11 protein-coding genes are annotated in these 13,132 nt (G+C 70.2%); 6 read left to right on the top strand and 5 right to left on the bottom strand.

The features are described from left to right. Nucleotides 1-174: 174 nt before the first annotated feature. Entirely contained in the window at nt 175-708 is a 534-nt protein-coding gene (locus tag ACGFIK_RS26880; RefSeq protein WP_327024451.1) for an HNH endonuclease, read from the bottom strand. A gap of 256 nt (nt 709-964) precedes the next feature. On the opposite strand from ACGFIK_RS26880, the gene ACGFIK_RS26875 reads away from it, so the two are divergent. From ACGFIK_RS26875 to ACGFIK_RS26865, 3 genes are all read left to right on the top strand, one after another. Then, nucleotides 965-2,014, top strand: coding sequence for a mechanosensitive ion channel family protein (locus tag ACGFIK_RS26875; protein ID WP_393341999.1), 1,050 nt, complete (start codon nt 965-967; stop codon nt 2,012-2,014). Between the two features lie 223 nt (nt 2,015-2,237). Then, entirely contained in the window at nt 2,238-3,584 is a 1,347-nt protein-coding gene (locus tag ACGFIK_RS26870; protein ID WP_327027466.1) for an MFS transporter, read from the top strand. A 61-nt stretch (nt 3,585-3,645) separates the two neighbouring features. After that, nucleotides 3,646-4,065: a globin gene (locus ACGFIK_RS26865; protein ID WP_327024450.1), complete on the top strand. Its 420-nt coding sequence runs from the start codon at nt 3,646-3,648 to the stop codon at nt 4,063-4,065. A 100-nt stretch (nt 4,066-4,165) separates the two neighbouring features. Here the strand turns inward: ACGFIK_RS26865 and ACGFIK_RS26860 are convergent, their stop codons facing one another. From ACGFIK_RS26860 to ettA, 4 genes are all read right to left on the bottom strand, one after another. Further along, nucleotides 4,166-4,750 (bottom strand): YbjN domain-containing protein, encoded by a 585-nt coding sequence (locus tag ACGFIK_RS26860; RefSeq protein ID WP_327024449.1) that lies wholly within the window; start codon nt 4,748-4,750, stop codon nt 4,166-4,168. Nucleotides 4,751-4,881: 131 nt separating this feature from the next. Next, on the bottom strand, nt 4,882-5,598 hold the full coding sequence (locus ACGFIK_RS26855) for a hypothetical protein (protein ID WP_327024448.1): 717 nt from the start codon (nt 5,596-5,598) through the stop codon (nt 4,882-4,884). Then, complete coding sequence (locus ACGFIK_RS26850; RefSeq protein WP_327024447.1) at nt 5,595-6,038, bottom strand: thioesterase family protein; 444 nt, start codon at nt 6,036-6,038, stop codon at nt 5,595-5,597. Before ACGFIK_RS26850 ends, ACGFIK_RS26855 begins: the two co-directional genes overlap by 4 nt. 16 nt (nt 6,039-6,054) lie before the next feature. Beyond that, nucleotides 6,055-7,731: an energy-dependent translational throttle protein EttA gene (ettA, locus tag ACGFIK_RS26845; RefSeq protein WP_327024446.1), complete on the bottom strand. Its 1,677-nt coding sequence runs from the start codon at nt 7,729-7,731 to the stop codon at nt 6,055-6,057. Between the two features lie 327 nt (nt 7,732-8,058). On the opposite strand from ettA, the gene ACGFIK_RS26840 reads away from it, so the two are divergent. The 3 genes from ACGFIK_RS26840 to ACGFIK_RS26830 all read left to right on the top strand — a co-directional run. Next, entirely contained in the window at nt 8,059-9,459 is a 1,401-nt protein-coding gene (locus ACGFIK_RS26840; protein WP_327024445.1) for a trehalose-6-phosphate synthase, read from the top strand. 53 nt (nt 9,460-9,512) lie between these two features. Continuing rightward, nucleotides 9,513-12,062 carry a trehalose-phosphatase gene (otsB, locus tag ACGFIK_RS26835; RefSeq protein ID WP_393342058.1) on the top strand — a complete coding sequence of 850 codons (2,550 nt, stop codon included), beginning with the start codon at nt 9,513-9,515 and terminating at the stop codon, nt 12,060-12,062. A 624-nt stretch (nt 12,063-12,686) separates the two neighbouring features. After that, the coding region (locus ACGFIK_RS26830) for a hypothetical protein (protein ID WP_393341995.1) at nt 12,687-13,132 on the top strand (446 nt) is incomplete at its 3' end.

Here is a 13,132-nt window from a genome sequence, read left to right as displayed (position 1 = left end):
GTCGGGCTCCCCCGCAAACCCTCGGGCGACCGGCTTCGCGGTCCGGTGGCGGGTGCGTCTGGTGGGGCCGCGGTAGCCAGCGGGGGTGAGGTGGCAGGGGCGGTGGCTGGCCGGGGACGGCGGCCCGGGCGGTAGCCGGCGGGGTGAGAAAGCTGAGGCGGTAGCCGGGGGGGGTTAGGCGGCTTCGGGTTCGCGGAGGTCTAGCCAGTCGGCCCAGCGGGGGTCGGGGGCTCGGTGACCGAGTACTCGCCAGGCGATGCCCTTGGGTGCGGTGGGCAGGGAGTGCAGTCGCCAGCCCAACTCGGCGGGGGTCTTGTCGCCCTTGGTGTGGTTGCACCTGGCGCAGGCGGCGACCACGTTCTCCCAGGCGTGTGGGCCGCCCCGGCTACGCGGGAAGACATGGTCGATGGTCTCGGCCGGCCCTCGGCAGTAGGCGCAACGCCAGCCGTCCCGGGCGAAGATCGCCCGACGGGACAGACCAACATGGGTACGGTAGGGAACCCGGACGAACCGGGTCAGCCGGACCACCGAGGGCACCGGTAACGCGCTGCGGGCGCTGTGCAGGATGCCCTCACCGTCGGCTACACAGACCGCCTTGGCGGAGAGCACGAGGATCGCGGCGCGACGCACCGACACGACACACAGCGGCTCATAGGTGGCGTTGAGAACCAGCGCGCCGGAGCCCACCGTGGGTCGTATGTCAGGCATCGCGTCACCCTCCCGGTCAAGCGGCTATCAACTCGCCACCGCCGACCGGTGCAGGACACAGCCATACACCATGTCGACGCCGGCCGAATCACCGACGTCCGTTGCGCCAATCGTCCCTGATCGGACCGGCGAATGCACGCCCTAATCCTGGGTAGCCCGCAGAGCTTTCGCCCGGGATTCGGTGTCGGCGGGGCCCGGGGTCACCCGGCGGTGGGTCGGTCACCGGCCCGCCGGGAGGTTGCGGTACGAAATCAGGGTGACCGTCAGCATGCTCAGCCCCTCCCCCGGCCCCTCCACCCCGGCCGCGGAGGAGACCCCCAGTCCGGAGTGCCTGAACGAGATCGTCTGCAAGTGGGTGTGGACCAACTTTGACTCCGTGTGGTTCGCCGAGGGCAGCTACTGGATCCTGGTCAAGCCCCTGCGGATCCTCCTGATCCTGTTGCTGGCGATCGCCACCCGCTGGCTGGTGCACCGCACGATCCGGCGACTGGTCCGCACCACCACCGATGCGGGCGTACCGACCATGCTCCGGCCGCTGCGTGAGCGCATCCCCAGCGCCGCCACCGAGCCCGGCGAGTTCGTCCCTGAGCGGCGTCGGCAGCGGGCCGAGGCGATCGGCTCCGTGCTGCGCAGCCTGAGTACGGCGTTCATCTTCGGCATCGCCGTACTGATGGTGCTCAAGGAGTTCAGCTTCGACCTGGCGCCGCTGCTGGCCAGCGCCGGCATCGCCGGGGTGGCCCTGGGCTTCGGCGCACAGAGCCTGGTCAAGGATCTGATCGCCGGTCTGTTCATGCTGATCGAGGACCAGTACGGGGTCGGCGACAACGTCGACCTGGGCGAGGCCACCGGGGTGGTCGAGGCGGTCGGCCTGCGGGTCACCACCGTCCGGGACGGGCGGGGGGTGCTCTGGTACATCCGCAACGGGGAGATCGTCCGGGTGGGCAACAAGAGTCAGGGCTGGGCCCTGGTGGTGATCGACCTGCCGATCGGTTTCGCTGGCACCGAGGAGGCCACCGCGGTGCTGCGTACCGCCGCCGCCTCCGTCGCGGTGGACCCGGAGTTGGCGGCCTCGATCGTCGAACCGCCCGAGGTGCTCGGCGTGGAGCAGGTGACGGTGGACGGCACGGTGATCCGCACGGTGGTCAAGACCACCGCCGACGGGCAGGGCGCCGTGGGCCGGGAGTTGCGCCGCCGGCTCGCGGAGGCTCTGGAAAATTCCGGGATCACCGCCCGGATCGCTGCGGTACGGGCCCTGCCCGGGTACCTGCGGGACGACAACGAGACTGGTCAGGGCGGGGCTACCTGAGCAAACGGCGAGGGGGTCGCGGCCGAGCAGCCCCTCGGGTATCGTCCGTTCGTTCAGTCAGAGATGCGACGATCCAACCGTTCGCCCTAGCCAGTTGTCAGACGATCGGGCAGAATCCGGTGCACGCGCTCCCCGAGCGTGGTCACGTCCTCGCTGATTCGTAGATCTGACGATGGCCTCGGGGCGGCCATCATGAGTGGCCTGCCACCGGCCGATGGAGGCGATGGTGTCGGACGAGCGGCCTCCTCCGGAAGGTCCGGCCACTTTCCGTGAGGTCTTCGCCCAGGGGGAGTACCGCGCCGTCTTCCTGGCCAGCACGCTGACCTGGATCGGCGACTATGTCGCCAAGGCGGCGGTCACCCTGCTCGTCTACCGGGAGACCGACTCCGTAGCGCTCTCCGCCGCCGCCTTCGCGGTCAGCTACCTGCCCTGGCTGATCGGCGGGCCGCTGCTGGCCACGATCGCCGAGCGGCACCGTTACCGCCAGATCATGGTGGTCTGTGACCTCATCCGGATGGCCTTGATGCTGCTCATCGCCATCCCGGGGATTCCGGTGCCGCTGATCCTGGCCCTGCTGTTCGCCACCACCCTGGCGAATCCTCCGAGCCAGGCGGCCCGGTCGGCGTTGATGCCCCTGATCCTGCCGGGCGACCGACTCGTCGTCGGAATCTCGGTCAATGCCAGTGTCGGGCAGGCCGCCCAGGTGGTCGGCTACCTGCTCGGTGCCGCGGTGGCTACCGTCAACACCACCGCCGCGCTGGTGATGAACGCCACCGCCTTCGCCATCTCGGCGGCCCTGGTCCGCTTCGGGGTCCGCGACCGGGCACCGGCGATGCCCAGCACCCACCGGCGGCACCTGCTCCGGGAGACCGCCGACGGGTTCCAGCTGGTGTTCCGTACCCCGGTGCTGCGGGCGATCGCGATCCTCGTCTTCGGCGCCATGCTCTGCTCCATCGTGCCCGAGGGGTTGGCTGCCGCCTGGGCCAACGAACGCGCCGACGGCGGGATGCACGCCGGTGTGGCGCAGGCTCTGATCATGGCGTCCAGCCCGGTCGGGTTCATCCTGGGTGGGCTGTTGATGGGCCGGGCGGTGGCGCCGGCCCGGCGGATCGCGCTGCTGCGTCCACTGGCGGTCATCGCCCCCCTGGTGCTGGTGCCCGCCCTGCTGGACCCGCCACCGGCGGTGGTGGCGCTGCTCGCCGCCGCCTGCGGGTTCGCGGTGGCCGGCATCCTGCCGGTGGCGAACAGCCTCTTCGTCCAGGCCCTGCCGCACGGCTACCGGGCGCGGGCCTTCGGGGTGATGGCCACCGGGGTCCAGGTGATCCAGGGCGCCGCGGTCCTGGCGACCGGTCTGCTGGCCGAGCACTACCCGATTCCGATCGTGGTCGGTCTGTGGAGTGCCGCCGGGGTGGTGCTGATGGCCCTGGTCGCCCGCAGCTGGCCCGACGCGCAGACCGTGGCGGCCACCGTCGAGGCAGCTCAGCGGACCCCTGCCGGGGCGGCCACCCCGCCGGAGGACCCGGATCCGGGCAGTGTCGGGCCGGGTCGACCCCGGCACGCGGTGAGCTGAACCACCCCCTCGGCGCCTCCCGGCCCGGTCACCGGCGGACGATGCCTGGCAGGATGGAAGGGTGAATCCCGCAGGTGAGTCCGAGCCCCGCGGCGAGGCGGTGACGCTGTACGAAGCCGTCGGCGGCGAGCCCACGTTCCGCAAGCTGGTCGATGAGTTCTACGCCGGCATCGCCGGCGACCCCTTACTCCGCCCGATGTACCCGGAGGACCTGGAGCCGGCCGCCGACCGGATGCGGCTGTTCCTCATGCAGTACTGGGGCGGCCCGAACACCTACTCCGCCCAACGCGGCCACCCCCGGCTGCGGATGCGGCACGCGCCCTTCCGGATCGGCGCAGCCGAACGGGACGCCTGGCTGCGGCACATGCGCCAGGCGGTCGACAGCCTCGACCTGCCGCTGGCGACCGCCACGGAGCTCTGGAACTACCTGGAGCGGGCGGCCTACTTCATGGTCAACGCCATGGAGGACCCGGCCGGCTAGGCGGCGGCCCCGCAGCGACGCCCCCGGCCGCAGCTCGACCGGGGTGCCGTGCTCGGCCGAGGTCAGGGCCGGGCGGCCCCGTCACGGCCGGGCGACCTCGTCAGAGCAGGGCACCCTCGTCGTGCAGCCAGTCGACGAAACTCGTGGCGACGGCGGCGCCGCAGTCGAGCAACTCGACCAGCAGCGCGTCGTGGGCGCCGGCGGCGAGTGGCACCTGCAACTCGGCGTAGATCGGCAACTGCCCCCGCTCGGTGGCGTCGCCGACGTACGCCTTGCAGAAGCGTCGGGTGTGGTTCCACTCGTTGACCACCCGGTAGGCCCGGTCGGCCCAGTCCGGCGGCACGGTCGCGTGCGGGCGGGCCCGGAGCACCAGGATCTCGTCCTCGGGGCCTTCCAGGGCGACCAGCACCGCATGGCGCTCCCACATGGCCAGCAGGTTGCCGTCCCCGTCAGCGAGATAGCGCACGTCGAGCAGGTCCAGGGCGTCGCAGATGCGGCCCAGGGTGACCGGTTCGACAGTAGCTGACATGTCGGCGATCAAGGGATGCTCCCCGGCCGGGCAGTCATCCTCGGGTTTACGGGGCGTCGGCGGCCCGACTCTGACGGCCTCCTCCACTGTGACCCTGCTTCGAGTTTCCGGGTCGCCGCCACTGGCGGGACCGGGGCGCCATGACCACCACGGCATCGCTCGCGCACCTCACTCCCCAGCGGATCCAGTTGCATACGGTGGGTTGGATCCGAGGATGGACGGTACCCGGACAGTCGAACCGAAGCATCCCCCCAACGCCCGCCCCAAACCAGAAGGTTGAGGGGTGATCATACTTTCGGAGGAGCAGAGAGCGGTTGCAGGGCAAGATCCATAGCCTTCTGCGACCAGACGGCTCCATACGGTCCCACCAGGGCGACCCAACGGCCAGCCACGCGTACCCGAACATCGTCAGTGCTCGACGAATCGTGGGCGGACCCCAGGAATCCCATCCGGATCAACCCCTGCACCAGTCGCTGAGTGACCTCCACCGGACGGTCAGGCGCGTCGTCCGGCGTCACCACTACGGCGACATGATCCAGCAGAGCGTCGCGCAGGGTCCGCTGCCCCACCGCCCGACCTCCGACGCCGTGGGTCGTGGCCGTACGCAGGGTGCCGGCGGCGGCCTCGGCCAGCCGGCGCAACTCACCGCCCGGCAGGACCTCCACCGGTCGGCTGGCCGCCGGCGGCAGCGCCCAGCGCCACTGGGAGTCACGCGAGGTGGGCAGCCCGGTCCGGCCGGCCGCCAACTCGGCCAGCAACTGCCCGGCGGCCACGGTGACGTCCCCGGCACCGGGGCCGGAGACCGTCCGCACGGCCAGCACCCCCCAGGGCAGCCGAGCCCACAGGGCCGTACGCCCCGGCGTACCGGCCGGACGCAGCCGCACCAGGGCGGCCGGCTCCAGGCGGACCAGGCGAGCCAGGAAGGCCCCGGCGTCGGCGACCCCCTCGATCCCGTGCCGGGTCTGCGCGGCACCGGACTCCGGTGCCGCGCCGCCCTCGCTCATGCCACCTCGTCCGGGGCGTATTCGAGCAGGAGGGCGCGTTCCTGCTCGGTGAGTCGCCGGGGCACCTGCCGGACCAGGTCGAACGGCACCAGCACCGAGCGCGCCTGGCTGACCAGCAGTTCTCCGTCGTACATCTCGTAGCCGAGGATGAAGGAGGCGGCGCGGACGCGTTCCACCCACATCTCGATGCGTACCGTGGGGGCCGCCTCCGCGCTGGCCCGAGCCAGGGAGTAGTCGACCGGGCGCAGGTAGTCGACCTCGTGCCGACGGATGACCACCCCGTCGGCGAACGAGTCGATCCCCCGCGCCCGGGCGCCGACGAACATCAACGCCACCCGGGCCTCCTCGTAGAGGGTCAGGAACCGGGCGTTGTTGACATGGCCGTACGCGTCCAGGTCGGACCAGCGCAGGGTGCAGTGATAGATGAACCGATCAGCCAAGACGGTCGCTCGCCGGTCAGTCGCGGGTCAGCTTGCGGTAGGTCACCCGGTGCGGTCGGGCCGCCTCCGCGCCGAGTCGGTCGACCTTGTTCTTCTCGTACGCCTCGAAGTTGCCCTCGAACCAGAACCACTTGGCCGGGTTCTCCTCGTCGCCCTCCCAGGCCAGGATGTGGGTGGCCACCCGGTCCAGGAACATCCGGTCGTGGGAGATCACCACGGCACAGCCGGGGAACTCCAACAGGGCGTTCTCCAGGCTGGACAGGGTCTCCACGTCCAGGTCGTTGGTCGGCTCGTCGAGCAGGATCACGTTCCCGCCGATCTTGAGGGTGAGCGCCAGGTTGAGCCGGTTCCGCTCGCCGCCGGAGAGCACCTTGGTCGGCTTCTGCTGATCGGGCCCCTTGAACCCGAAGGCCGCGATGTAGGCCCGGGAGGGCATCTCGACCTTGCCCACCATGAGGTAGTCCAGCCCGTCGGAGACGACCTCCCAGACGGTCTTGTCGCCGTCCAGGCCCTGCCGGTTCTGGTCGACGTAGGACAGCGAGACCGTCTCGCCGACCCGGACCGAGCCGCTGGTCGGCTGCTCCAACCCGACGATGGTCTTGAACAGGGTGGTCTTACCGACGCCGTTCGGGCCGATGATGCCGACGATGCCGTTACGCGGCAGCGAGAACGACAGGTTGTCGATCAGCACCCGGTCGCCGAAGGCCTTGGTCAGGTTCTGCGCCTCGATGACGGTGTTGCCCAGGCGCGGGCCCGGCGGGATCTGGATCTCCTCGAAGTCCAGCTTGCGGGTCTTCTCCGCCTCGGCGGCCATCTCGTCGTACCGGTCCAGACGGGCCTTGGACTTGGTCTGCCGGGCCTTGGCGTTGGAGCGGACCCACTCCAACTCCTCGGAGAGGCGCTTCTTCATCTTGGCGTCGCGGCGCCCCTCGACGGAGAGCCGGGCGGCCTTCTTCTCCAGGTAGGTGGAGTAGTTGCCCTCGTAGCCGATGGCCCGGCCCCGGTCCAGCTCCAGGATCCAGCCGGCCACGTTGTCCAGGAAGTACCGGTCGTGGGTGATCGCCAGCACGGTGCCGGGGTACTTGGCCAGGTGCTGCTCCAGCCACTGCACGCTCTCCGCGTCCAGGTGGTTGGTGGGCTCGTCGAGCAGCAGCAGGTCCGGCGCCTCCAGCAGCAGCTTGCACAGCGCCACCCGGCGGCGCTCGCCACCGGAGAGCTGGGTCACCTCGGCGTCCGGCGGCGGGCAGCGCAGCGCGTCCATGGCCAGTTCGAGCTTGGAGTCGATGTCCCAGGCGTCGGCGTTGTCCAACTCCTCCTGGAGCCGGCCCATCTCCTCCATCAGCTCGTCGGAGTAGTCCGTGGCCATCTGCTCGGCGATGGCGTTGAACCGCTCCAGCTTGGCCTTGGTCTCCGCAACCGCCTCCTCGACATTGCCGAGGACGGTCTTGGCCTCGTTGAGGGGCGGCTCCTGGGCCAACATGCCGACGGTGTAGCCGGGCATCAGCCGGGCCTCACCGTTGCTCGGCTGGTCCCAACCGGCCATGATCTTGAGAAGGCTGGACTTACCGGCACCGTTCGGGCCGACCACACCGATCTTGGCCCCCGGCAGGAAGTTCAGCGTCACGTTGTCGAGCACGACCTTGTCGCCGTGCGCCTTGCGCGCCTTATCCAGGACGTAGATGAACTGGGCCACGGTGCGGGCTACCTCCGTCGGTACTTGATCGCTGATGTGCGTGACACGCGCCAACGTGCGGGGCGCGGAACGCGCCGTGGCCCCCCACCTTGAGCGGGAGTCGGCCGCGCACACGCCATCGTCAATCCTGACAGGTCCGCCGGGCCCCGCCCACATCGCCCCGCCCGCCTGAGCAGAGGTCGTCACGGTGACCTGTCAACATGATCACGTACAAGGTTCGGCCGGGCTGGGACGGGTACCTCACTCCGGCACTGAGCACCAGACGCCGCAGATACGCTCAGTACGCTCATCGCGGTGGACCCGTCAGCAACCCGGAGGTGGCCGATCGTGACCGTCCGTAGCTCCTTTGTCGTTGTGGCGAACCGCCTACCGGTCGACGAGGTGAGCACACCCGAGGGACGGCAGTGGCGACGCAGCCCTGGCGGGCTGGTCACCGCCCTGCACCCCGTCCTCGCCGAGCATCAGGGCACCTGGGTCGGGTGGGCCGGTGGCACCGGCGCCGCCCCCGAGCCGTTCGACCTGGAGGGCATCCGGCTGCACCCGGTGCCGTTGAGTGCCGAGGAACTTGAGCGCTACTACGAGGGCCAGTCCAACGCCACGATCTGGCCCCTGTACCACGACGCCGTCGAGACACCGGCCTACAAGCGTCGCTGGCGTGAGGCGTACCGGCTGGTCAACGCCCGGTTCGCGGAGGCTGCGGCGGAGGTGGCGGCCGAGGGGGCCACCGTGTGGGTGCAGGACTACCAGCTCCAACTGGTGCCCGCCATGCTCCGGGAGCTGCGCCCCGACCTGCGGATCGGCTTCTTCCTGCACATCCCCTTCCCGCCGATCGAGCTGTTCATGCAGATGCCGTTCCGCGCCGAGATCCTGCGCGGGCTGCTCGGCGCCGACCTGGTCGGGTTCCAGCAGCGGCTGGCCGCCCAGAACTTCGTCCGGCTCGCGCGTCACCTGCTAGGTCTGCGCTACGAGGGGCAGATGATCCAGGTGGACGGGCGCCAGGTGAAGGCCGGGGCCTTCCCCATCTCGATCGACACCAAGGAGATGGAGCGACTGGCCGCGGACCCGGCCATCCAGGCCCGGGCCAAGGAGATCCGCGAGGAGTTGGGCAACCCGCGCACCATCATCCTGGGGGTGGACCGCCTCGACTACACCAAGGGCATCGAGTTGCGACTCAAGGCCTTCCGCGAGTTGTTGGCTGACGGAAAGTTGACAGTCCCAGACGCTGTTATGGTGCAGGTAGCCACACCGAGCCGCGAGCGCGTCGAGCACTACCAGGCACTTCGCGTCAAGGTTGAGCGCGAGGTCGGTCGGATTAATGGCGAATTCGGCCGGGTCGGTGTGCCTGCCGTGCATTATCTGCATCAGTCGTACAGTCGGACCGAACTTGCTGCGATGTACGCCGCCGCCGACGTGATGATGGTTACCCCGCTGCGAGACGGTATGAACCTGGTGGCCAAGGAGTACGTCGCATCAAGGGCGGACCACGGGGGCGCACTCGTACTCAGTGAGTTCGCCGGCGCGGCCACCGAGCTGCGTCAGGCGTTCCTGTGCAACCCGCACGACCCGGACGCTGTCAAGGACGCCCTGCTCCGGGCCGTGCATGTGGAGAAGCCGGAGGCTCGTCGCCGTATGCGGACTATGCAACGCCACTTGCGCACCCATGACGTGGGGCACTGGGCTAAGTCTTTCCTCACCGAACTCGGTGTACCCGACATGGAGGCGGCGTGAGCGCCCCCTCCAACGAGATCATCGTGCCCACGGCGGGCACCCTGGACCGGGAGATGATCTCCGCCATCGGGCGGATCGCCCGAGTCCCCCAACTGCTGATCGCCTGCGACTACGACGGGACCCTGGCCCCGATCGTCGAGGACCCCAGCAAGGCCGTACCCCTGCCGGAGGCGGTCGCCGCGGTACGCGCCCTGGCCGCGCTGCCGCAGACCACCGTCGCGGTGGTCTCCGGCCGGGCGCTCCGTGACCTGGCCGCGCTCTCCCGGCTGCCCAGCGAGGTCCACCTGGTCGGCAGCCACGGCTCCGAGTTCGACATCGGCTTCGTCGAGCGGCTCTCCCCCGAGCTGATCGAGGTGCGGACCCGACTGCGCAACGCACTGCGCGAGATCGCCGCGGCCCACCCGGGGGTACGGCTGGAGCGCAAGCCGGCCAGTGTCGCCGTACACACCCGGGGGGTCGAACCCCAGATCGCCGCCGCCGCCATCGAGGCGGTCCGCAGTGGTCCCGCCACCTGGCCGGACGTCACCGTCACCCAGGGCAAGGAAGTCATCGAGCTGTCCGTGGTGGCCACCCACAAGGGCACCGCGGTCGACCAGTTGCGCACCCAACTGTCGGCCAGCGCGGTGCTCTTCATCGGTGACGACGTCACCGACGAGAACGCCTTCGGCAACCTGAGCGGCCCGGACGTCGGCATCAAGATCGGCCCCGGCGAGACCAAGGCCGGCTACCGGGTGGCCGAGCCGATCGAGGCCGCCCGGGTACTCGGGCTGCTGCTGGAGACCCGCCGGCACTGGCTGTTCGGCGAGCGCGCGGTGCCGATCGAGCGGCACTCGATGCTGGCCAACGGGCGTACGGTCGCACTGCTCACCCCCGACGCGAAGGTGACCTGGCTGTGCAACCCCAAGCCCGACTCGGCGGCCATCTTCGCCGACCTGGTCGGGGGTAGCCCGGCCGGGCACTTCAGCGTCGCCCCGGAACGCGGCGGCATCCCCCTGGGTCAGCGCTACCGCTCCGGCACCATGACGGTGGAGACCCGCTGGTCGGGGCTGACCGTCACCGACTGGCTGGACAAGCCCGACCCGAGGACCACCCCGGACGGGCCGGCGATCATCTCCGGTGACTCCACCCTGATCCGGGTGCTCACCGGCACCGGGCGGGTCCGGGTGGAGTTCGCCCCCCGACCGGAGTTCGCGCAGGTCGCCGTCCAGCTCCAGCCGCTCGACGACGGCCTGCTGGTGCTCGGCTCCAACGAGCCGATCGCCCTCTACTCCCCCGGGGTGCAGTGGGAGGTCGGCAACGACGGCGGCTACGAGAGCGCCAAGGCGGTGGTGGACCTGTCCGCCCTCGGCGGGCAGGTGGTGCTGGAGCTGCGCTTCGGTACCCACAGCCTGGAACACCACCGGCTGTCCATCCATGAGCGGCAGGCGGCGGCGGAACGACCCTGGAAGGAGTGGGTGGCCTCGCTGCGGCTGCCCACCACCGCCCGGGACCTGGTCGCCCGCAGCGCGTTGACCCTGCGCGGCCTCTGCCACGAGGCCACCGGCTCGATCCTGGCCGCCGCCACCACCTCCCTGCCGGAGGAACTGGGCGGGGTCCGCAACTGGGACTACCGCTACTGCTGGCTGCGCGACGCCGCGATGACCGCCCGTGCCCTGGTCGACCTGGGTTCCATCGCCGAGGCCGAGGCGTTCCTGCGCTGGGTCGACGGCTGTGTGGAACGCACCGGCGGGCACCCCGAGCGGCTGCACCCCCTCTACACGGTGGACGGTTACGAGCTGGGTGCCGAGGCGGTCATCGACACCCTGCCCGGCTACGCCGGCTCCCGCCCGGTCCGGGTCGGCAACCTCGCCAACCACCAGCTCCAGCTGGACGTCTTCGGCCCGATCGCCGACCTGATCGCGGCCACCGCCGACGTACGCGGCTCGGTGCGCGCCGAGGAGTGGCGGGTGCTGGAGAACATGGTCGAGGCCGTACGCCGCCGCTGGCACGAGCCCGACCACGGCATCTGGGAGGCCCGCCTGCCACCCCGGCACCACATCTTCTCCAAGGTGATGTGCTGGATGACGGTCGACCGGGCGTTGCACGTGGTCCGTCAGCACGGCGGCGAGGACCGCCCCGAGTGGGTGGAACTGCGCGACCGGATCGGCGCCAACGTGCTGGAGTACGGCTGGCACGAGCACGCCGAGGCGTACAGCGTCGCGTACGGCGACGAGGACATGGACGCCTCCTCGCTGTGGATCGGCCTGTCCGGTCTGCTGCCCGGAGACGACCCACGATTCCTGTCCACCGTGCTGAAGATCGAGGCGGATCTGCGTAGCGGACCGGTCGTCTACCGCTACCACTGGGACGACGGACTGCCCGGTCGGGAAGGCGGCTTCCACATCTGCACGGCGTGGCTGATCGAGGCGTACCTGCGCACCGGTCGGCGTACCGATGCCGAGGAGCTGTTCCGCCAGATGATCGACACCGCCGGCCCGACCGGTCTGCTGCCCGAGCAGTACGACCCGCTGGCCGAACGCGGCCTGGGCAACCACCCGCAGGCGTACAGCCACCTCGGGGTGATCCGCTGCGCCCTGCTGCTGGACAACATGCTCAAGCATTAGCTCACCCTCCTTCAGGCGGCCGGAGACAGTCTTCTGTCTCCGGCCGCTCGCGCGTCCGGGTGCGCGCGGTGTGGGCGGGGCGTCCTCGCCGTTACGGCGAAACGGCGGGACCCACGCGAGCCGGAAACCGCCATAACGGCGCAACGGAGTCGATCACCTTCCAAGCAGCCCACCTGGTTGGATCGGGGAGCCGGTGGCCGAGAAGATGGCCCAGCGGCCACGAACGGACTTGCGTCCCACGGACGGACTTGCGTCGTGGAGCCGACCCGTTCGCCGGGTTTACCAAGGAACGCTGGCGGCCTGCGGGGCGTTGTACTCGCCTGGACGACCGAGGAAGGCGCCGGGCTTGAGCCGGGCGGGTGCGGGCCGGAATGTGGCTCCGCCGGATGGCGTTGTATCGGGTGGCTGACCGAGCAGGGCGCCGTGACCGCCAATGGTCAGGTGTGATCCGCCCCCGGGAATCACCGCCCCCGGTCACCGGTTGTAGTTGCTTCCGACGACGCGCAGCCGCTCCCCCGGTACGTCGCGGACTTCCCCCACTCTTCTTTGAGCGCCGGACGGTGCTTGCGTACCCCGTGCCGATCCCCCTCGGCGGGTGCGCCAACCCCCGAATGGAGCTTCATCATGAACTCGATCTTCCGTAACAGCGTGCTCGGTATTGCCGGTGTGGCCCTGGCCGGTGGTGTGTTCGCCGGTCCCGTTGCCGGGCACACGGACGCCACTGCGGTGAAGTCGAACCCGGTGGCCGCCGTGCAGGCCGACAAGCCGAAGGCCGACAAGCCCGACGCCGGCAAGCTGATCCCCCACGGTGTGCAGGGCGCCCAGTCCCGCATCGACCTGAACGACGAGCAGATCGCCAACACCAAGGCGATCATCGCCGCCACCAAGAAGAACGGCATGGACGAACGCGCCGCCGTCGTCTCCATCGCCACCGCCCTGCAGGAATCCAAGCTGGAGAACCTGGGCCACCTCGGCGACCGCAACGACCACGACTCCCAGGGCCTGTTCCAGCAGCGCCCCTCCAGCGGCTGGGGCACGGTCGAGCAGATCACCGACCCCGAGTACTCCAC

The sequence above is a fragment of the Micromonospora sp. NPDC048871 genome (genome assembly GCF_043198155.1).
In the GTDB taxonomy this organism is placed as follows: Bacteria; Actinomycetota; Actinomycetes; order Mycobacteriales; family Micromonosporaceae; genus Micromonospora.
The sequence above is the reverse complement of the archived record's forward strand: the minus strand, read 5'-3'. Positions and strand labels throughout refer to the sequence as shown.